Origin of the sequence: Photorhabdus hainanensis (assembly GCF_018448965.1) — a bacterium.
GTDB lineage: Bacteria > Pseudomonadota > Gammaproteobacteria > Enterobacterales > Enterobacteriaceae > Photorhabdus > Photorhabdus akhurstii.
Window position 1 is genome coordinate 46,912 of sequence record NZ_RCWD01000011.1, and the last position, 20,714, is coordinate 67,625.

The following is a 20,714-nucleotide window of genomic DNA, read 5'->3' on the forward strand; positions in this document are numbered from 1 at the left end:
TATAATGAAAATCCTTATAGCAGGTTCAGGTGCCGGCGCACAGGCGCTGGCATGGAAATTATTACAGAACCCAGCAGTAGAAAAAGTATGGTTAGCCCCAGGTAATCCGGCTACGTCATGCGCACCCGGAATGGAAAATATTCCAGTGTCTTCAGGAGATGTTGAGGGGCTGGCTAGGGCTGCTCTGGAACTAAAAGCAGACTTTACGCTTATCACACCGACCCAAACTTTGGCAGCTGGGGTAGCCGACTACTTTAAATCTCGTGGGTTACCAATCATTGCCCCGACTCGTGAAGCCTCCCGACTTGAATGGTCGAAAGGCTTTTCCAAAAAATTCATGAAAAAATATCAAATACCTACACCTTACAGCGCAATTTGTGAATCACAGGAACAGGCCCAAAAATTTGCCGACACATTACCTTTACCTGTGGTTATCAAAGCAGACGGTATGGTTCATGGGGGAACGGGTGTAGTGATAGCCCAGGATCGCCAGCATGTTAAAAACACGCTGGAAGAGTTTTTCACAAGAAATGTCGGACCAATGCTGGTTGAAGAATTCATTGAAGGTGAAGAAGTCTCTTACACTATCCTCTTTGACGGAAAAAACTATCTACCACTGGCTGAAAGCCGAGATTATAAAAAGCTGCTTGATGGGGATAAAGGCCCTAACACTGGTGGTATGGGAGCTTATTCCCCAGTACTGTCCTCCGCACAGCATGAGGCTATCATTACCCAAATTGTAGAACCTTGTCTGGCGGCTCTTAATTCTGAAGGAATCGAATATATAGGATTCCTCTATTTTGGTGTCATGATTGACAAAAAAGGAATGCCGAGCCTTCTTGAAATCAACTGTCGGCTGGGCAATCCAGAGGTCTTCACAATCCTTGAACGACTTGAGAGTCCCCTTCATGAATTATTCATATTGACCCTACAAAAACAGCTGGGCAAAGCAAATGTACGCTGGAGTAAGCTTGTTTCTGTTGCCTTACAAATATCGTCTGAAGGTTATCCTTTTACCGAGCGAAAAGGCGATGAGCTCACCTTGCCGTTACTTTCAGAAGATACTCATATCTTTCATTCCTCCGTTGTATCTGATGATGGAAAACTAATAAGTAATGGAGGAAGAGTTATTGCATTAAGTTCAATAGCCCTGACGTTCAGTGAGGCTCGAGAAAAGTTGTATGAAACGGCCAAACAAGTCCATTTTGAAGGGATGCATTACCGTACAGATATTGCGCTGAATATCAATACTCCTAGTGAATGTAATTAATCAGGGAATGCTTATGGACAACATGAAGCGTAACAAGCGTAATGTTCTGCTCGCAGCTAATATAAGTTACATACTCGTCATTTTGGATTCGTCCATAGTGAATGTAGCTTTACCGACTATTAAAGAGAGCCTTTCACTTGGTGTAACAACGTTACAATGGGTTGTAAATGCCTATCTGGTTTTATTTGCAAGTTTGTTACTATCAGGGGGAGTCCTTTGTGATCGTTATGGTTCAAAAAGTGTTTACATTACAGGGCTTGGATTATTCACTCTCGCCTCCGCTTTGTGTGGAATTAGCAGTGAAGCCGCTATTTTATTAACTGGTCGCGTACTTCAGGGTATTTCCGCCGCCATACTCGTACCAGGTTCGCTTGCTTTGATCACTCATACCTACATAGATAAAACAGAGCGAACCCGTGCCATTGCCAGCTGGGCAAGCTGGGGAGGTATCGCTCTGGTGGCGGGGCCTGTCATAGGGGGGGGACTGACCGAATATCTGTCGTGGAGAGCGATTTTCTTGGTAAATGTGCCGCTCTGCTTAGTAGGTATCTTTCTGACACTTAGGGTGCAGTCTCCAGAGCATGAACATAAAAGTTTAACTATGGATATAAAAGGCCAGCTACTTCTTTTCCTGACAATATTTCTATTTATTGCTGGTGTCATCCGTCTGAATGACTCTACTCAAATCAATTTGAACTCAGTTATCTTGTTGTGCTTGTCTTTTATCATCATGACTGCATTTATAGTGGTAGAAAAAAGAAGTAAATCTCCTATGCTTCCATTGGAACTGTTCAGGCGGCCAAATTTTAGCGCTATTTCATGGATTTTCTTTTCTGGCGCTTTTTCCTTTTTTGGTGCCATGTTTATTCTGACCTTTTGGTTTCAGAATATTCAGCACTTGAGTGCAACACAAACGGGTATGGCCCTGTTACCGCTCTCAATCAGTGTCATATTGGGAAATAAGATCTCTGGATGGTTTGCACGCCGTTACCAGACGAGTCACATGATGATTGTTGGGGCCATGATAAGATTGGTTGGTTTCAGTGGGTTACTGGTTACACAGTTCAACAATGACTATATTTATCTTTTTGTTCCACTTGTGTTGATTGGTTTTGGTGGAGGGCTGGGATCACCAATGTCAACATCTTTATTTATGCAAAGTACTCCGAAACAGTACACTGGTGTTGCTTCAGGAGTTTCCCGTGCAACTGGTCAGATAGGTTCCGCTTTTGCCGTGGCAGTTTTTGGGCAAATGGTAAATAGTGAAAAACTCTTTATTTTAAACATGAAGTATGCGGTTATTACTATTATCATAGCCACTCTATCCATCTTGATTATCAATTTTCTTTTTGTAAAAAATGATATTGATGAATATCATAATTCCATAACACTAAAGGCAGATAAATGATGGATGAAATTATCAGTCTTTCAATTAATGAATTAGGGGAAAGAATACGGAACGGCGTGATATCACCTGTTGAGATTTTAGATGAGTACATGAAGCGTATTTTATGTTACGACCATAAGTTGAACGCCTTTTCAGAAGTCTATGAAGCTGATGCGCGGACTGCAGCAAAACGTGCTGAACAGGAAATACGATCAGGAAATTGGCGTGGCCCTCTCCATGGCATTCCTTTTGCTATTAAGGATTTTTTTGATCTGAAAGGTAAGGTCACTGGAGGAGGCACGAACTGTTTTAGTCAAAAAGCATATGTTACGGCACCAGTGGTAGCCACCCTCTTGAAACAGGGAATGGTTCTGACAGGAAAACACAGAGCAGTAGAGCTCGGTATGGGAGCAGCGGGCATAATGGAGAATAGCCCGACGCCACTCAACCCTTGGGGACAATCACAGAAAGTTGCCCCAGGTGGCTCAAGTAACGGCTCCGCTGTAGCAGTGGCAGCCGGTCTGACACCGATTGCTCTTGTAACTGACACGGGGGGATCTGCGCGTATACCCGCCGCTTGGTGTGGAGTAAGTGGGTTTCGGCCATCGATGGGCAATTTGTCATCATCAGGTATGCTTCCATTAAGCAAGACGATGGATACTGTGGGAATTATTGCCAGACATGCATCTGATATATTCATTATCTATAATCAGCTGAACCTAAATTTAGCGTATCACTCATGCATTAATAATCTGAATATTGGCATATTACCGTCAGAAGAAGAATATATTTTAGATAAGGAAACAAATTCGCATTATGCGTCATTACTGAAAGTTTTTTCTCAAATGGGTATGGTAATTCAAAAGAAACCTTTCCCATATCCTTTATCGCAGTGCATGAAAGCTAATTCTATCATTACTGCGTTTGAGGCTTGGCAGAATTATGGATATTTGTGTAATTCACAGAACTCCCTCAGCGATGCAATTAAAGTAAGATTAGAACGTGGCAAAGAGATAAAGGAGACAGAGTATTCGGAAGCATTGATATTCTGTCGTCACGTACGGAAGATATTTTCGAATTGGTTTCAAAATTTGGATGCGTTAGTAATTCCTACAACCCCAGAACCCTCTTGGCCTATAGCTGAAAAAGATGAACATCAACCTCCCAATGACTTCACCCGTTTTGTAAACTTTGCTGACTTATGCGCGGTCTCCATTCCAACAGGATTAAACAGTCAGGGGTTACCATTTTCATTACAGATCGTATGTAACCGAAAAAAAGAAAAAAATGCCCTTGCTCTTGCGGAATTGATTGAGTGCCGTATCGGTTTCAGCGACACAGCACTCAAAATACTACTCAAGACATGATGAATGCTGTCGCTGAAAACGACGAACATAATAGTTAAAAGCAGCAATATGGCGAATTGGACGAGCTATCCAGTCATGTGCTTCTTGTGCAAGGTGCATATCCACATTCTGGATTTCGCCAGCGGGCATGGCAAGCAACTGTAATTTAGCCGCTCGCTCAATGAGTATTGCGAGGTTACAGGCTTCTTCAACGTTAGCACCTGTCGAAATTTGTCCATGATGCGCCAGGAGTATTGTTTTCTTATCACCAAGTGCTTTGGTTATTATCTCACCTTCCTCGTTTCCAACAGGTATCCCCGGCCATTTTCCAAGGAAAGCACAGTCATTAAAAAGAGGACAAACATCCATGTGTGAAACTTTAAGAGGAACTTCAAGCATTGAAAGTGCTGATATATATGTAGGGTGGGTATGAATGATGCAGTTTACATCGGGGCGGTTCCGATATATCCAAGAGTGAAAGCGATTAGCTGGATTTGGCATACCTTCTCCCTCAATTACGTTTAAATCATCATCTACGAGCAATAGGTTACTGACAGTAATTTCATCGAAACCCAGTCCTAGTGCTTGTGTATACCAGGTTCCTGGTGCAGAACCCCTTGTTGTTATTTGTCCGGCCAATCCAGAATCGTGTCCCATCTCAAAAAGTATACGGCATGTCAATGCAAGCTTTTGTTTTAGTGTCCAGTTATTTTCTTTTAAATGAATATCCATATTTGCCAGAGAATTCTTAACTATACTGTCTTTGGGTAAAGAAAGAGTTTGTTTCATAACAAGATTCCTCCTAGATTAAATGAGTAGTTTAGCGCAGCATTTAAATTCGACAGGTGAAGCATCTGCTGGGATATACAAGTCTAGCAAAACGTATTGCATTCATCTTTGCTATGCTAATTGATAGTGGCGTTGCAATCAGCCATACAAAACCATACCTTCGGGAGGAGTGTATTACCACGAACCTTATAAAATTACTATTTTTAATTTGGTAAAAATAATATTAATGTAATAAATACATTCTATTAGGCTTGAAATGATAATAAGTGAGTTACGCCCCTGCGACTAAGTTGCTAGTAATTTTGTTGCCAGTAACTTTGGTGGGGCTTTTTATGACTCCTATTAAGAAATTAAGGCTAATTTTTCAGGCGAAACTGACCTTGGCAGATCCCACGCCAAGTAAGTTAATTTTCAACTGATCACCAGGATTAACTGGCGCCATTGTGGTGAGGGAGCCAGAGAGAATGATTTCTCCATGAAGCAGCGCCATATTCAGTGTTCCTAGCATATTCGCTAGCCAGGCAACCGCGTTAGCGGGATGTTCTAGCGCAGCGGCGCCGATGCCGGTGTCAACCAGTTTGCCGTTCTTCTCCAACGTTATTGTAACGGCGGCTAAATCAATTTCTGATGGCAGACGGGCGCCGCTGCCAATGACAAATAACCCTGATGAAGCATTATCAGCAACAGTATCTGTGATTTTTATTTTCCAGTCACGGATACGGGAATCGACAATTTCGATGCAGGGCACGATGTAATCTGTTGCCCTGAGTACATCTCCCGCCGTAATACCTGGTCCACTCAGATTGTGTTTCAGAATAAAGCCAATTTCACCTTCAGCTTTCGGTGAGATTAATTGGTCAATGGGTACAATGGCGTTGTTTTTGTAATGCATATCTGAGGTGAGAATGCCAAAATCGGGTTGATCGACGCCCAATATATCCATAACTACCTGGCTGGTAATACCGATTTTTTTACCGACAATTTGTGCTCCAGTTGCTTCCAACCGGCGAACAATAACTTTTTGCTGGATGAGATAGGCATCGTGTAATGTCAGTTCTGGATATTCATCAGAGATAGGATCGATAGCTTGACGACTTTGCCATGATTGAAATAATTTTTCACTAAGATGGTTTATGATGTTATTCATTTGTTGTTGCTCCTAATCAAACCAAAGAAGTGATATTCCAACTGGAATATCACTTCTTTGAAAGAGACATTATTTGTTGCCGTTGAGTAAAAAATCGATATGAAGCCGGTTGAATGTATCCGGATCTTCATATTGAGGCCAGTGACCGCATTTTTCCATCACGACAAAACGGCTATTTTTAATAAGCCCGGCAAGGCGCTGACCTACTGAAACCGCAGCAGTCGGATCGTGTGTGGTCCATAGCACTAGGGTTTCAGCCTGGATCTTTGCCAGTTCATCTTCGGTCAAGAGGTTACGTAAGCGGGTATCCATATCTTGCAGGCACATAATGTTTTCCATTGCGGACAACATACCCGGTTGACGATAAATGGCAAAACGGGCTTCAACCAGGTCTTCTGTCACCATCGCAGGGTCTTCCATCAGGAATTCAAGACGCTTGCGGGTAGCTTCCCGATCTGGGTTTTTCACTGCATTCAAGCTCAGTGTACGCAGGCGTTCCATCACATTTGGATCAGCAATCATGCCGCCGGCGGTGTTCAACACCAGACGGTGAATATATTGCGGATATTTTGCTGCAAACCGGGCTGCGACCCATCCACCTAATGACTCGCCAGAAAGGTGAATTTTTTTCAGATTTAGCGTCTCAATAAGATCCCGCAGGTGTTCCACATAATCGATAATCTCATAGGAACGGACAGGTTTATCCGTGAAGCCATGCCCTAGCATATCGATCGCCAGTACACGAAAATGGGCGGCATGGGGCAATATGTTGCGCATATAAGCTTCTAAATGACCTGCAATGCCATGTAAGAAAATGAGAATAGGTCCATTACCTGCTTCAAGAACTCGTGTCTTTATTCCTTTTACATCTAGATGGCGTAGATGGATTTCACCGCTGGCAATGGCTGACCAAAGCGAACGTAATTCAGGTTGTATAGGTTTATGTTGAGGATTTGCTGATGTTGACATCATGATATCTCCCTTATTTATTTTAAGTTAACACGTTATTAATATAACGATCACGGGTAATATTCACTAATACTTAATATGTCTAGTCTGAAAGGTAAAAACAATGATGCTTATTTTTATTCTCACAGGTATTTATTTTCAACAACATCTATTAAGTGCGATAATAATTCTGAGGTGTTGTCTTTTCGCCATGCCATTATTAACTCTATTGTAGGGGAAGATCCTGATAATGGCCGACAAATAACGGCATCTGTCATGATGCTGGTAATATAGAACGGCACTATTGCACATCCTAAATTTAGACTAACCATGTTTAAGATTAATAACATATTATTAGCTGTCTGAATAATATTAGGAACGACATTATGTTCAGTAAAATAATTTTCTATAATTTGTTGTAATACGCCTGATTGTGTTGGATCGGGCGTAATAAAATTTTCTCCGTGTAGGTCGTTGACTGAAATTTTCTCACAATATCTTAGCCTATGATTAGCAGGCATCAGAACCACCAGCGGTTCATTAAGAATGACTTTAAAATCAATATAATCGCTCTTTATTGGCGGGCGCATGAAAGCGACATCAATGTCACCTTGTAATAATTTATCTTCTTGTCCTGGATTAAATAAACTAATAAGTTCTACTTTTGCTCCAGGATGAGCCAGGCGAAATATTGGGATGACTTCAGGTAATACTTTAACTTCTGCTGATGGGACAAATCCAATAGTTAGCACAATTTGTTCTTGTGCCGCTCTACGGGCCATTTTTTTTGCTTTCTCTGCATTATCAAGAATAAGCCGGGCTTGTTGGAAAAAAACTTCTCCCGCTTTGGTTAGAGAGACTCTACGTTTATTTCTCTCTAATAGTGTGGAACCAATATAATCTTCTAAATCTTTTATTTGTTGACTTAATGAAGGTTGTGCGGTATGTAACTTTTTTGCGGCTTTAGTAAAGTTTAATTCTTCTGCCACCGCAATAAAATAGCGTAAGTGTCTTAATTCCATTGCCGTTTCCTCACATATCGAAAAAAAGTCTCAATTTAAACAAACAATGTATTTCACAAAATATTAATCTATTAATAGCATTCATTTTGCATGTTGGCAAAAAGTCAACCTTTCTTTTACTTGAGGATTAAATAATATGACATTGAGCAAAAATTCAGATATTTACCGCCTGATTGATGCCCGAGCCGGTCGTGTAACTCCTCAGATTTATATCGATCCCGAGCTCTATCAGTTAGAACTCGAAAGAATATTTGGCCGTTGTTGGCTGTTTCTCGCTCATCAGAGCCAAATTCCCAATCCTGGGGATTTTTTTAATACTTATATGGGAGAAGACAGCGTTGTTGTTGTCCGCCAGAAAGATGGTTCCGTTAAAGCTTTCCTTAACCAGTGTCGCCATCGTTCTATGCGGGTTTGTTACGCGGATAGCGGTAATACCCGTGCGTTTACTTGCCCTTATCACGGTTGGTCATATGGTGTGGATGGGCGATTAGTTGACGTTCCGTTGGAAGCGTGTGCCTATCCACATGGGCTTTGCAAAGAGCAATGGGGACTTCAGGAAGTGCCATGTGTGGAAAATTATAAGGGATTAATTTTTGGCAACTGGGATACGACGGCGCCCTCCCTGATTGATTATCTCGGTGATATGGCTTGGTATCTTGATGGTGTGCTTGATCGCCGTGAAGGAGGAACTGAGATTATTGGCGGTGTGCAAAAGTGGGTGATCAATTGTAATTGGAAATTACCCGCTGAACAGTTTGCCGGTGATCAATACCATGCTCTATTCAGTCATGCCTCCGCTGTACAGGTTTTAAGTGTAAAAGAGGGCGATAGTCATAAAGCGTTAGGTGCTGATCAGACTTCCCGGCCAGTTTGGGAAACGGCAAAAGATGCCGTGCAATTTGCCCAGAATGGTCACGGTTGTGGATTTTTCTTGACCGAAAAACCCGATGCCAACGTTTGGGTTGATGGCGCCGTCGCCCGTTACTACCGTGAAACTTATGCTGAGGCAGAGCAGCGACTGGGAAAAGTCAGAGCGCTGCGTCTTGCCGGTCACAACAATATTTTCCCGACACTTTCCTGGCTTAACGGCACCGCAACCATGCGGGTGTGGCATCCGCGTGGACCTGATCAGGTAGAAGTTTGGGCGTTCTGCATCGCAGATAAAGCCGCTTCTCCAGAAGTAAAAGCCGCTTTTGAGAACAGTACTGCCCGTGCATTTGGTCCGGCAGGTTTTCTCGAACAGGATGATTCAGAAAATTGGGTAGAAATCCAGAAGGTACTTAGAGGTTACAAAGCCCGTAACAGCGCATTGTGTATGGAAATGAGATTAGGACAAGAAAGAGTGCGAGATGATGGGATTCCGGGTGTGACCAATTATGTTTTTTCCGAAACCGTTGCCCGTGGCATGTATCAGCGTTGGGCTGACTTACTCACCAGTGAAACCTGGGATGAAGTAGAGGAAAAAAGCCGGGTTTATCAGCAGGAGTTGGTCAAATGAAAGAGTTAATTGTCAATCAGGAAAAAAAGGTATCGCCGGAACTGCATTATGAAATAAGCCAGTTCTTGTATTACGAAATTGCATTACTGGATGAGTGGAAATTTCGTGACTGGCTTGAGCTGTTATCAGAAGATCTCAGCTATACCATGCGCACCATTGTTAATGCTCAAACCCGCGATCGCCGTAAGAGTATCCAGCCGCCAACCACTTGGTTGTTCAATGATAATAAATTTCAACTTGAACGCCGGATAGCCCGGCTGGAAACCGGTATGGCGTGGGCGGAAGAACCCCCATCTCGTACACGCCATTTACTGACAAATTTAGTGATTACTGAGACGGATTCGCCTGACCAATTTCATGTTCAGTCCAATTATTTGCTGTACCGTTCACAAAAAGAGCGAGATGAAGCTTTTTATGTTGGTAAACGGCTGGATTGCGTTCGCCGTAATCCGAAAACGGATAGCTGGCTGATTTGCAAACGTGAAATTACCTTGGATCAGGCAGTCTTAACTTTCCATAACTTGAGTGTCTTATTCTGATGAGCCAATTATTCGTATGTACTGTTGAAGAATTGCCCGACGGAGAAGCGCGTAAGGTTGAATACACACCGGATATTGCGCTGTTTCACTATGATGGCGAATTCTTTGCTGTTGATGACCGGTGCAGTCATGGCAATGCCTCGATATCCGAAGGGTATTTGGAAGACAATGCGACAGTTGAGTGTCCACTGCATACGGCCAGTTTTTGTCTCAGAACCGGGAGGGCGCTTTGCCTTCCTGCAACAGATCCATTGAAGACCTACCCTGTTGTTGTTAAAGACGGAAACATTTATATCACTGTATCGGAGGAGCAATAATGAGTTGGATCAAAGATCAAGTCATTTTATTAACAGGCGGTGGCTCCGGTTTAGGTTTAGCTTTAGTAGAACGTTTTATTGCTGAAGGCGCTAAAGTGGGCGTTTTGGAGCTATCGGCAGAAAAAGCGACAGCTTTGGCGCACTGTTTTAGTAACGATATTTGTGTTGTTCACGGTGATGTCGCCTCTTTTGAGGACAATGAACGAGCAGTGGCTGAAACTGTTCGACGCTTTGGCAAATTAGACTGCTTTGTTGGTAATGCCGGGATATGGGATCATAAAATCAGCTTGCTTGACGCCTCGCCAGAGCAGATTGATAAAGGATTTGATGAGCTGATGGGTGTGAACCTGAAAGGATATATTTTAGGAGCTAAAGCCGCGTTACCGGCGTTAACCGCATCAGAAGGCAGCATGATTTTTACATTGTCAAACTCGTCATGGTTTTCTGGCGGTGGAGGGGTGTTGTATACCGCCAGCAAGCACGGCGCGGTCGGCATGATCCGCCAGTTAGCTTATGAATTAGCGCCAGTTATCAGGGTTAATGGTGTTGCGCCTTGTGGTATGCCAAGCGATCTTCGTGGGGCCGCTTCACTATCTCAGCAAGATAGATGTATTACAGATAATCTGTCATTAGAAAGTCTCGGTGCGATTTTGCCTTTGCAATTCACACCTCAGCCAGAAGATTTCACCGGTCCGTATGTCATGCTGGCTTCCCGCGCCAATAACCGTACTTTAACGGGGGTGATGATAACGGCTGATGCCGGATTAAGTATTCGCGGCATTCGCCAAACTACAGCGGGGGTGATGTCTCCGAACAAAAAGGAGAGTTCAAATGACTGTTAAATTGATTTGTACTTCGCACACGCCTTTGATGGATTTTGGTTCTCCACCGGAAACGACAGAAAAGCATGTTCGGCAGGTTTTTCAGCAATTGGCTGAACAGATAAAAGCCTACGATCCACAATTGATAGTGATTTTCGCTCCTGACCATTTTAATGGTTTTTTTTATGATCTCATGCCGGCATTTTGCGTTGGCGTCAGGGCGAATGCTGTGGGGGATTGGGATATTGGTAAAGGTCCGCTCAATGTTCCTGAGAACACAGCGCAGGATTTAATTTCCGCCTTGTATAACGCCGATATTGATGTTGCCCAGTCCTGGCGTATGCAGGCCGATCACGGTTTTACTCAACCACTGATGTTGCTTTGCCAAGATTTACAGCGTTATCCAACTATCCCAATATTTATTAACTGTGCAGCTAAACCATTGCCGACATGTCGCCGCGCTGTTGCGTTAGGTCGTGCGGTTGGTCAATTCCTATTCACCACAGATCAGCGGGTATTGCTGCTAGGTTCTGGCGGCTTATCACATGATCCCCCGATACCCCAGATGGGACAAGTGCCGCCGGAAGTTGAGGAAGGACTGATTGCCGGAAGAAATCCGACAAAAGAAGTGCGCCAGAAACGGCAAAAAAGAGTCATTGAGGTTGGAAAATCGTTGGCTCGTGGTGAGAATGTCGTTGCTCCGTTGAATCCGCAGTGGGATGACGAGTTATTGCGTATTTTTTGTAGTGGCGATATTCGACGCCTTGCTTCATTAACTGAGGGAGGGATTGCCATTCAGGGCGGGAAAGGTGGACAGGAAATTCGTTGTTGGATTGCGGCTTTTGCAGCGCTTTCTGTTTATGGCGAATATAAAGCGCAGCGACATTATTACCAACCTATTAAGGAGTGGCTGGCAGGGATGGCAATGGTCAGTGCTCAACCTGTAACTCAGATAGGAGCGTAATATGCGGAATCAGACTTTTGTTATCGTTGGAGCAGGACAAGCGGGGGCGATGGCCGCCGCGACCTTAAGGCAGCAGCAGTTTGATGGCGATATTATTTTAATTGGTAAGGAATATCATGCGCCTTACGAACGGCCAATTTTATCGAAAGAGTATTTAATCAACCCAGAGGAAGCGCCGAAGTATCTGTTCTCCGAAGATTTTTATCTGAAAAACCAGATAGATCTACGCATAGGCCAATCGGTCAGCCGGATTGTGCCATCAAAACATTGTGTTGTTTTAGAAAATGGCGGCGAGCTTAGGTATGACAAACTCCTGCTTGCTGTGGGGGCAAGAGCCAGACGATTTCCGCTCCTCGATCAACTGGGTGAAAATGTTTATACCCTGAGGACGTTGGATGATGCGCAACGTTTACGCCAGGCGGTGAAAAAAGACAAACGGATTTTGATTGTTGGTGGTGGTGTGATTGGCTTGGAACTGGCGGCAACCTCCTGTGAATTGGGGGCAAATGTTACGGTTATCGAACAGGCGGATAACATCATGGGGCGTTGTGCCCCACCGTTATTGCAAGATTATCTTCTGAATCGTCATCAGGAAAACGGGGTGCAATTCTTCCTGGATGCCAATATTGTTTCCGCACAAAAGCAAGGGAGTGAATTAGCACTTATATTGAACACCGGAGAAAAGGTGATCGGAGATATTATTATTTATGGCATCGGCGCCGAATTCAGGGATCAGCTTGCCGCTGACGCCGGTTTGGTAACTAATGGCGGTATCGTTATTGACAGCCGTTGTCAGACTTCTGAACCGGATATTTTTGCTGCCGGGGATGTTTGCCTCCAGAGAGAACCACTAACAGGTGATCTCCAGCGCCGTGAAACCTGGGAAAATGCTAACCGTCAGGCGACTATCGCCGCATATGCCATGATGGGGTTGGAACCCCCGCAGCCGGGCGCTCCGTGGTTCTGGACCGATCAGTGGGGCATTAACATCCAGATGGTTGGTAATATGCAGGCTGAAGAGTGGCATGTTCAGGGTGATTTGCAATCAGATAAGGCCATTTTATTTGGTACAGAAAATGAAGTTTTAGTCGGTGCCGTCGCGATTAATCAGGGAAGAGAAATGCGCAATTTACGGAAATTACTTGCTAATTCAACAGTTGTTTCGGTGTAGTATTTGAATAGCTAGGTTTATAGTTATAAAGCATGACGGTATTTTATTAGCAATGAGTGATTTTATTATTGATTTACCCTTAAGGATATCACTGCCTCTGAAAAAGATTACGGCTAAAAACCGTAATCTTTATTTTAATATTACAACGATGTCTTATTAATGTTTAATAACATAAAGATCTTTCGATGACATAAGACCGAGTGGGCTGATATAATATCCACCAACATAAGGTTTTACTAATCTGGCACTGACATAGTAATAAATAGGAATTGACGGGACATCTCTTGTAAGAATATCTTGTGCTTGCTGGAAATATTCTATGTTGTTTGTTGCTTTGGCTTTACTGATCAGATCATCATAAATATCGTTATGATATAATGATGTATTATTAGAACTATTGGTGACATAATTATTTAAAAACGAAGCAGGATTATCGTAATCAGCTATCCATGCGTGTCTTACCAAATCAAAGTTACCTTGATGCATGGTGTCTAACATGGTTTTCCATTCTTGATTTTGTAAGACAGCATCTACGCCCAGATTCTTCTTCCACATTGAGGTGGCTGCGATAGCAATCCTTTTATGATCCTCTGATGTATTATAAAGAAGGTTAAGCTTCAATGGGTTATTTCTATTATAACCTGCTTCATTCAATAACTGCCGGGCTTTTTCAATTCTTTTTGCCAGCGTCCATGATGCATAATCAGGCTGCTTTAAGTTCATTCCTCCTGCGTTTGGTGGAGTATTATTATAGGCCGGCTTTTGGCCTTGCCCCAAGACTTTATTGGTTATGATGTTTTTATCTAAAGCCAGATTTAATGCCTGTCTGACTCTAATATCATTAAAAGGGGCTTTCTGGGTGTTAAATTCGTAATAGTAAACACCTAATTTAGGAGAAATATGGACCTGGCTGCCTAACTTAGTTTTTAAAGAGTTAAATAAAACCGATGGGATATTTTTTGTGATATCTATCTCTCCGGCCAAATAACGGTTTACCACCGCTGTTTCTGATGTGACGTTAAGATAGGTGACTTTATTAATCACGGTGTGTTCATTGTCCCAATATTGTGGATTCCTGACGCCAATTATTTTCTCATTGACGATCCATTCAGAGAGTTTGAATGGACCACTACTGACAAACACATTCGGTTGGGTCCATTTTTCACCATATTTCTCAACCGCTTTTTGGCTGATAGGAACCATAACTGGATGTGCCAGCATATTTAAAAAATAGGATAGCGGTTGCTCTAATGTTACTTCTACCGTTAAATTATCCAATGCTTTTACACCTAATTCATCGGTTTTTTTCTTACCGGCAAGAATATCTTTGGCATTTACTATATACATGTTTTCAATATAACTGCCATACGGGGACGCCATTTGGGGATCAATTAAACGTCTCCAGCTAAAAACCACATCGTGAGCGGTAATAGGTGAACCATCAGACCATTTTATTCCTTCTCTTAGATGAAACACCCAAGTTTTATTATCGTTAGTTTCCCAACGGATAGCTAAATTAGGATTAAACTTACCATCATTTCCTATACTGATTAATCCACTGAAAAAGTCGTTTATAATATCAAACTCAACATCACTTTCAACTTTATGCACGTCAAGAGAAGCAGGTTCTGAGCCATTATGACGAACAATATTCTGGTTGGTTGCCAGTTGTGTACCGGGTGGAATAATTGCTGCATGAGCTAATGTCAAGCTTCCAAGCATAACTCCTGTGAATAAGGATATGTTTTTTATTGTTTTTTTCATCATGATTTCTCCAGTAATAACGCGTTTTTTCGGGTTAATGTTGCAAGTTGTAACGCCTGAAATCGAATCTAGGATAAATAATTAGGCTGAACGTGGAGCCAAAAGTAATTATAGCTAAATATGTATTATTTCATTCCAGATATCGGTGATTGATAATTTTATTTTTCTAATTACCCTGTTTAAAGAGTGATAAAAATAACCTGAATGACTTATTTTTATAAGAATTTATCTGAACATTGTTATTTTTTTATTAAAAAAATTTATTTAATAACAGTATTATTTGTTTCAGATATTAGTTGGTTTTTAACTTTGAAAATCGTGTTTTGTGAATTAACTCGCAATTTCTCAAAAGTGTGATTTCCTGCTACTGTCGGGTATCAACGAAGATTTATGTAGTGTAAGAGGCGAGTATGAATGTTGTAGATTAGCGGATGTGTAAGATGATGGCGGTTGTTCTTGATAATAGCACACAGTACAGATGGGTAAGATTTGCATTGGTTAACGATTGTATGTATATTCTTTATGCCATCAATCGTTAACTTGAGGTGCATTATGCAAACTGTATATAGGAAAACCAAAGTCAATAATAACGCGACGGCACCTCATCATGAGTACGATGACGCTGATGTAGCGGCTGATCGCCTTGAGAATATCATTAAGGAACTGGCTGATGGTATTCGCAGTAAGGGTAAGGCTAACATCAAGCGCCAGCTAGCGTTGCCGGATAATCAGTTTCTGATGAATATGTTGTTTTTGGCGATACCAGCACGAGCGCTTGCCGAACTGACGCCGGAAAAGAAGAGGTTACTCAATCGTGTGCGTAGCCGTGCGCGCTTTTTTGACAACGTGCGTGAAAACGGTGGTGTGTTAAATTCTGCCGAGGTAGCGAGTTTGCTAGGTGTCAGTAAAGTAACAGTTAAAAAGAAAAAGGACACCGGTAAATTACTGGCCTTGGAATACGATGGTGAGTTTATTTATCCGGCTTTTCAGTTCACCGATGATGAAAGTAAAGGCGAAAAAGGTGTGCTCAGGGGGGTGACGGAGATCTTGTTTCATCTTAATCACGTTAGCGGTGTGATGCAGTACGGATTTTTCGTGCAGAAACGTAATGTACTGGATCACCGTTTACCAGAAGGTCAAGAGTTCACGGTTATTGCTTTGCTGAGAGAGGGTGTTTCGGATGATAAGCTTCAACAGATAATCCGTTTAGCCAAGTTGTTTGGCACTCAAGATGCCGCATAGAAATATAGAAGCATAGTAAAAAGAGAGGGAACGGGCACATACCGGCTCCCCCTTTTGTCATATTACGGGGATATCCAGGTCGTTCACCAGGATATCTTCGGCAATTTCTCCTTCATACTCAAATTCCCTAAGCACCTTGAGTTCCTCGGTGCGTATCATGCCTTTACCCGAAGGATCGTCATGCCAGAGCACGATGCATGGCTCAAGCGTAACGTTGGACATGTAGGCAAGTCCATCCGCGTACGGCGATAGCTTCGCCGCGAGTTGCTGCGTGATCCGGTAGTCTGTGCCGGTTAGCTGATGGGCGGTGATGTGCATTTTCGGCGCAAGCCGGGTAATGTCTACAATACGTAACTCTTTCTCTGTCACTAATGTCGCCATATGGTACCCATCCAGTTCCCGGTCAGTAATGGCTGGCAGACGTTGAAACACCTCCTTCATCGATGTTCTTGGCGAGTTGGCAAGATATAAATTACCAACTGTGCCGTTCATTAACCCGTACCGGGTATGCCCTCCATCGCGGTTAAAGAATACGCCGCTGCCTCCGTGTTCACCCTCTTGTAGTCGGTAAAAAATTGTGCCGACTGAGATGATAATGATACTTTGCGTAATTTTATCGATGGTGAGGGTGTCTAACTGCTGCTTTGTCACTGAGTCAGGGCTTGCCTCTGATTTTGTTACCACTGAACACTCCTGTATTCTTGCCTGTTTCAGCCATATGTCGCCTCCGGTTTTATTACATTAACTGGACAGCGAAGACACGCAATGCTGTGTATCTATCCAGTTATGTCAGTATATTACAGACAACGGGGTAGGGTATATGTTTTGATACAGAAAATGATTGAAAAATGTACCTCATTGTATGCTGTCAATTAGCCGTGAGAATATGCGATAGGACAATATTAATGTATTCATTGTTGATGTATTCATTCACGAGAATAATATGAGACATTTATTATTTTATTTTAATCTAATTGCGATTATGTATTATTAATATAATAATTGAATTCATATGCTATGAAATAAAAAATTGCGCAATAATTAAAGTTATTATTTTTATTTTTTTATACAATGATATGCTTTATTAAACAGAATAATGAGTTAATGGTAAATAAATCCTCAGAATTTATCATGATATTACAGACGAATGTGATGTGAAAAATTATTTTATAGGCTGATTGATAGTATAATGGTATTAAAATAACAATATATTTGCTCGTGGATATTTATCATTGGTTTTATTACATGGGTAAAATAATCTATCAATTAGTTTTACATAATTCACAAATGGCGATTAAAATAAGCAGAAATATTGAAAATACTTATTTATGATTATGGTGATATATCTTCATTAGCCTACTTTTATAACTAGGAAAATTGACATTTTCAATCCATGTATGAATGGTAACCAATATGCAGAAAGCTCAAAGAGTGGTTATTACAGGTATGGGAGCGGTAACACCGATTGGTGAAGATGTTGAATCATGTTGGCAAAGTATTATTGAAAAACAACATCGATTTCACAGAATTGAATTTCCCGATTCATTCATTAATTCACGTTTCTTTTCCTTCCTTGCGCCAAACCCATCCCGTTATCAGTTATTACCAAAAAAGTTGACTCATACGCTTTCAGATTGCGGAAAAGCAGCGTTGAAGGCGACTTATCAAGCTTTTACGCAAGCATTTGGTGTGAACATATCACCTGTTGAATATTATGATAAATACGAATGTGGAGTCATCCTTGGCAGTGGTTGGGGAGCTATCGATAATGCTGGAGATTATGCCTATCAATATAAGAAAGTTAAATTAGCTCATCCTATGAGTAATCTTATCACCATGCCAAGCGCCATGACGGCGGCATGTTCGATTATGTATGGATTGCGTGGTTATCAGAATACTATGGCGGCCGCCTGCGCAACGGGCACAATGGCAATAGGTGATGCCTTTGAAATTATTCGCTCAGGACGTGCGAAATGTATGATTGCCGGAGCCTCTGAATCACTTACTCGGGAATGTAATATTTGGAGTATTGATGTACTGAATGCATTATCAAAAGAGCAAACGGACCCAAATCTCGCATGTTGTCCATTTAGCCTTGATCGCTCAGGGTTTGTATTGGCCGAAGGAGCGGCGGTGGTTTGTCTGGAAGATTATGATTCGGCCGTCGAGCGTGGTGTGACGATTCTGGCGGAAATTAAAGGTTACGCTCAATATTCAGATGCCACTAATTTAACTCGGCCAATAGAAGATATTGAACCTAAAATATTAGCGATAACCAAAGCCATTGAACAGGCACAGATTTCGCCGGAAGATATTGACTATATTAATGCTCATGGCACTTCTACACCGTTAAATGATCTTTATGAAACCCAGTCAATTAAAGCGGCGCTGGGGCAGCATGCTTATCAGGTCTCCATATCAAGTACAAAATCTTATACCGGTCACCTTATTGCCGCGGCCGGCAGCTTCGAAACTATTGTATGTGTAAAGGCATTAACTGAAAATTGCTTACCGGCGACATTGAATTTGCATCGGGCCGATCCAGATTGTGACCTTAATTATTTGCCTAATCAACATTGCTATACCGCTCAACCAGAAATAGCGCTCAATATTAGTTCAGGTTTTGGGGGGCATAACGCTGCGTTGGTTATCTCTAAGGTAGGGTAACTGATATGTTGATTTTTGAAATAGAAGATATTGAACATTGGTCGAATTTCTCTGGGGATTTTAATCCTATCCATTATCCGGCGAAAAGCCAGTCTTTACACAATATGCGGCAGCATCCAGTTCAGGGGATGTTGAGCCTGCTATATGTGCGGCAACAGTTCTCTCAATTAACTTCAGCTTTTACCACTGGAATATTGAACATTGATGTGTCTTTTCGTCAACATGTTTATACCGCATTACCACATCAATTGAGAATTGATACTAAAAATAAAACGTTTAAATTGGAAAACCCTGACAAAGAAAGCACGTTGTTCGGCAATACCAGCGTAGAAAATACAGTGGAGTCAATTGAAGATTGGATCGTTCAGGATAACTGTCAAAGGTTGACAATAACAGGGGAAGAAATTTGTGAAAAGTATGCTGCCTTTAGATGCTATTTCCCAAGTGTTACTTCTGTTGGCTGGTTCCTGGATGGGCTTGCTTTTCATCTTGTCATTAATTCGACAAGATTTCTTAATTTTGAGCACTACCATTTTAATCAGTTACAGGATTACCTAAATCAATCTTATACTTTGCATACTGGGCAAGGGATTAGAATAAAGAAAATGGTTGTTAATAGTACACTATTATCATCTGCACCGGATATCTGTATTGAATTAAATCCACCGTTAATAATTAAGAATGGCCCTAAAGACTATATTCGTATTTTTCATTATCGATGTTTATATGATAAAGAACCTGTTTTTGTGTCAAAGATTTCAATTGTCTCTAAAATGAAATAAAAGGAAAGCGAAATGCCAACACAAAATGATATTTTTAATAAGATAAAGAATAGAATATTAGTGATGAAGGATATCGAAGAGGATGAAATAACACCAGAATCTTCTTTTGTTTCGCTTAAATTTGATAGCCTTGACTATGTGGAAATTCAGGTTTTTGTATTGGAGATGTATGGTATTAGTATTAAAGCTGAGCTTTTTTCAAATCATTCTATTTTAACATTAAATGAACTTACGAATTATATAGAGTCTAATTTATAAACTGAGATTTTAATTTTCATCATTATACCCTATAGATTTCAAGATGCATCGCGGCGGCAAGGGAGCGAATCCCCGGGAGCATAGAGAACTATGTGACCGGGGTGAGTGAGTGCAGCCAACAAAGAGACAACTTGAAAGATGACGGGTATAAACCACCTCGTTGAGAGGTGGTCTTTTACTCTAACCCTATTTTTACTATTAACATTTAGAGGTTATAATGAACATTCTAGAAAAAGGTAAAATTGCTGCTTTATATTCAGCCTATACAGAGACAGAAGGTTCTTCGTGGGTTGGAAACCTATGCTGTTTTTCAGTTGATCGAGAACATTTGCCTATTATTGTGAATGGACGTCGTTTCTTGATTGAATTTGTTATTCCAGATCATTTACTTGATAAAACGGTTGAACCCAGAATATTCGATTTGGATATAAATAAACAGTTTTTACTGCGCCGTGATCATCGTGAGATAAATATTTATCTTTTAGGTGAAGGAAATTTTATGGATAGAACGACGACAGATAAAAAGCTATTCGAATTAAACGAAGATGGCTCACTATTTATTAAGACGTTACGCCATGCTCTTGGTAAATATGTTTCTATTAATCCTTCAACTACACAATTTATCTTTTTTGCACAAGGAAAATACAGCGAATTTATCCTGAACGCCTTGAAGGAATTTGAAGACGAATTATCAAAACGCTATCGCGTCAGAATTATTTCTGAATTGCAAGGGCCATATTATGGCTTTGAACTTGATATTCTATCTATTACCGCTTAATTCA

20 protein-coding genes are annotated in these 20,714 nt (G+C 41.5%); 14 read left to right on the forward strand and 6 right to left on the reverse strand.

The window, feature by feature from the left end:
* The first annotated feature begins 4 nt into the window (after positions 1–4).
* Genes purD through EAE92_RS08940 form a run of 3 tightly spaced genes read left to right on the forward strand, consistent with a single transcriptional unit; the run spans position 5 to position 4,024 of the window.
* On the forward strand, positions 5–1,270 hold the full coding sequence (gene purD / locus EAE92_RS08930; protein ID WP_214067824.1) for a phosphoribosylamine--glycine ligase: 1,266 nt from the start codon (positions 5–7) through the stop codon (positions 1,268–1,270).
* Positions 1,271–1,283: 13 nt separating this feature from the next.
* Positions 1,284–2,678: an MFS transporter gene (locus EAE92_RS08935; RefSeq protein ID WP_214067825.1), complete on the forward strand. Its 1,395-nt coding sequence runs from the start codon at positions 1,284–1,286 to the stop codon at positions 2,676–2,678.
* The gene (locus EAE92_RS08940; RefSeq protein WP_214067826.1) at positions 2,675–4,024 is read left to right on the forward strand and encodes an amidase; all 1,350 of its coding nucleotides are present in this window, start codon (positions 2,675–2,677) and stop codon (positions 4,022–4,024) included. Before EAE92_RS08935 ends, EAE92_RS08940 begins: the two co-directional genes overlap by 4 nt.
* On the opposite strand, the gene EAE92_RS08945 is transcribed toward EAE92_RS08940, so the two are convergent.
* From EAE92_RS08945 to hcaR, 4 genes are all read right to left on the reverse strand, one after another.
* The gene (locus EAE92_RS08945; protein ID WP_246545099.1) at positions 4,010–4,792 is read right to left on the reverse strand and encodes an aldolase; all 783 of its coding nucleotides are present in this window, start codon (positions 4,790–4,792) and stop codon (positions 4,010–4,012) included. The genes EAE92_RS08940 and EAE92_RS08945 overlap by 15 nt on opposite strands.
* A 364-nt stretch (positions 4,793–5,156) precedes the next feature.
* On the reverse strand, positions 5,157–5,939 hold the full coding sequence (locus tag EAE92_RS08950; RefSeq protein ID WP_214067827.1) for a fumarylacetoacetate hydrolase family protein: 783 nt from the start codon (positions 5,937–5,939) through the stop codon (positions 5,157–5,159).
* A gap of 69 nt (positions 5,940–6,008) precedes the next feature.
* Complete coding sequence (locus tag EAE92_RS08955; RefSeq protein ID WP_246545100.1) at positions 6,009–6,911, reverse strand: alpha/beta fold hydrolase; 903 nt, start codon at positions 6,909–6,911, stop codon at positions 6,009–6,011.
* Between the two features lie 119 nt (positions 6,912–7,030).
* A complete protein-coding gene (hcaR, locus tag EAE92_RS08960) occupies positions 7,031–7,909 on the reverse strand; it encodes a DNA-binding transcriptional regulator HcaR (RefSeq protein WP_214067828.1) in 879 nt (292 codons plus the stop codon).
* 136 nt (positions 7,910–8,045) lie between these two features.
* Between hcaR and hcaE the strand changes: the two genes are divergently transcribed.
* Genes hcaE through hcaD form a run of 6 tightly spaced genes read left to right on the forward strand, consistent with a single transcriptional unit; the run spans position 8,046 to position 13,219 of the window.
* The gene (gene hcaE / locus EAE92_RS08965; RefSeq protein WP_214067829.1) at positions 8,046–9,407 is read left to right on the forward strand and encodes a 3-phenylpropionate/cinnamic acid dioxygenase subunit alpha; all 1,362 of its coding nucleotides are present in this window, start codon (positions 8,046–8,048) and stop codon (positions 9,405–9,407) included.
* Positions 9,404–9,946, forward strand: coding sequence for a 3-phenylpropionate/cinnamic acid dioxygenase subunit beta (gene hcaF / locus EAE92_RS08970; RefSeq protein WP_214067830.1), 543 nt, complete (start codon positions 9,404–9,406; stop codon positions 9,944–9,946). Before hcaE ends, hcaF begins: the two co-directional genes overlap by 4 nt.
* A complete protein-coding gene (gene hcaC / locus EAE92_RS08975; protein WP_036775671.1) occupies positions 9,946–10,263 on the forward strand; it encodes a 3-phenylpropionate/cinnamic acid dioxygenase ferredoxin subunit in 318 nt (105 codons plus the stop codon). Before hcaF ends, hcaC begins: the two co-directional genes overlap by 1 nt.
* On the forward strand, positions 10,263–11,105 hold the full coding sequence (gene hcaB / locus EAE92_RS08980) for a 3-phenylpropionate-dihydrodiol/cinnamic acid-dihydrodiol dehydrogenase (protein WP_214067831.1): 843 nt from the start codon (positions 10,263–10,265) through the stop codon (positions 11,103–11,105). Before hcaC ends, hcaB begins: the two co-directional genes overlap by 1 nt.
* Positions 11,095–12,048, forward strand: coding sequence for a 3-carboxyethylcatechol 2,3-dioxygenase (locus tag EAE92_RS08985; RefSeq protein ID WP_214067832.1), 954 nt, complete (start codon positions 11,095–11,097; stop codon positions 12,046–12,048). Before hcaB ends, EAE92_RS08985 begins: the two co-directional genes overlap by 11 nt.
* Position 12,049: 1 nt before the next feature.
* Positions 12,050–13,219: a phenylpropionate dioxygenase ferredoxin reductase subunit gene (hcaD, locus tag EAE92_RS08990; RefSeq protein WP_214067833.1), complete on the forward strand. Its 1,170-nt coding sequence runs from the start codon at positions 12,050–12,052 to the stop codon at positions 13,217–13,219.
* Positions 13,220–13,375: 156 nt separating this feature from the next.
* Here the strand turns inward: hcaD and EAE92_RS08995 are convergent, their stop codons facing one another.
* Complete coding sequence (locus EAE92_RS08995) at positions 13,376–14,986, reverse strand: ABC transporter substrate-binding protein (protein ID WP_214067834.1); 1,611 nt, start codon at positions 14,984–14,986, stop codon at positions 13,376–13,378.
* A gap of 549 nt (positions 14,987–15,535) precedes the next feature.
* On the opposite strand from EAE92_RS08995, the gene EAE92_RS09000 reads away from it, so the two are divergent.
* Positions 15,536–16,225 (forward strand): hypothetical protein, encoded by a 690-nt coding sequence (locus EAE92_RS09000; RefSeq protein ID WP_036806258.1) that lies wholly within the window; start codon positions 15,536–15,538, stop codon positions 16,223–16,225.
* A 57-nt stretch (positions 16,226–16,282) separates the two neighbouring features.
* Here EAE92_RS09000 and EAE92_RS24525 read toward each other — a convergent pair whose 3' ends face one another.
* Positions 16,283–16,909 (reverse strand): RES family NAD+ phosphorylase, encoded by a 627-nt coding sequence (locus tag EAE92_RS24525; RefSeq protein ID WP_214067835.1) that lies wholly within the window; start codon positions 16,907–16,909, stop codon positions 16,283–16,285.
* Positions 16,910–17,638: 729 nt separating this feature from the next.
* On the opposite strand from EAE92_RS24525, the gene EAE92_RS09010 reads away from it, so the two are divergent.
* The 4 genes from EAE92_RS09010 (at position 17,639) to EAE92_RS09025 (ending at position 20,710) form a co-directional block, all read left to right on the forward strand.
* The gene (locus EAE92_RS09010; protein WP_246545101.1) at positions 17,639–18,892 is read left to right on the forward strand and encodes a beta-ketoacyl-[acyl-carrier-protein] synthase family protein; all 1,254 of its coding nucleotides are present in this window, start codon (positions 17,639–17,641) and stop codon (positions 18,890–18,892) included.
* A 5-nt stretch (positions 18,893–18,897) separates the two neighbouring features.
* Positions 18,898–19,674, forward strand: a complete 777-nt coding sequence (locus EAE92_RS09015) for a hotdog family protein (RefSeq protein ID WP_214067837.1) — start codon at positions 18,898–18,900, stop codon at positions 19,672–19,674.
* A gap of 12 nt (positions 19,675–19,686) precedes the next feature.
* Positions 19,687–19,932, forward strand: coding sequence for an acyl carrier protein (locus EAE92_RS09020; RefSeq protein WP_036775687.1), 246 nt, complete (start codon positions 19,687–19,689; stop codon positions 19,930–19,932).
* A 217-nt stretch (positions 19,933–20,149) separates the two neighbouring features.
* Positions 20,150–20,710 carry a hypothetical protein gene (locus tag EAE92_RS09025; protein WP_214067838.1) on the forward strand — a complete coding sequence of 187 codons (561 nt, stop codon included), beginning with the start codon at positions 20,150–20,152 and terminating at the stop codon, positions 20,708–20,710.
* The last annotated feature ends 4 nt before the right edge of the window (positions 20,711–20,714 follow it).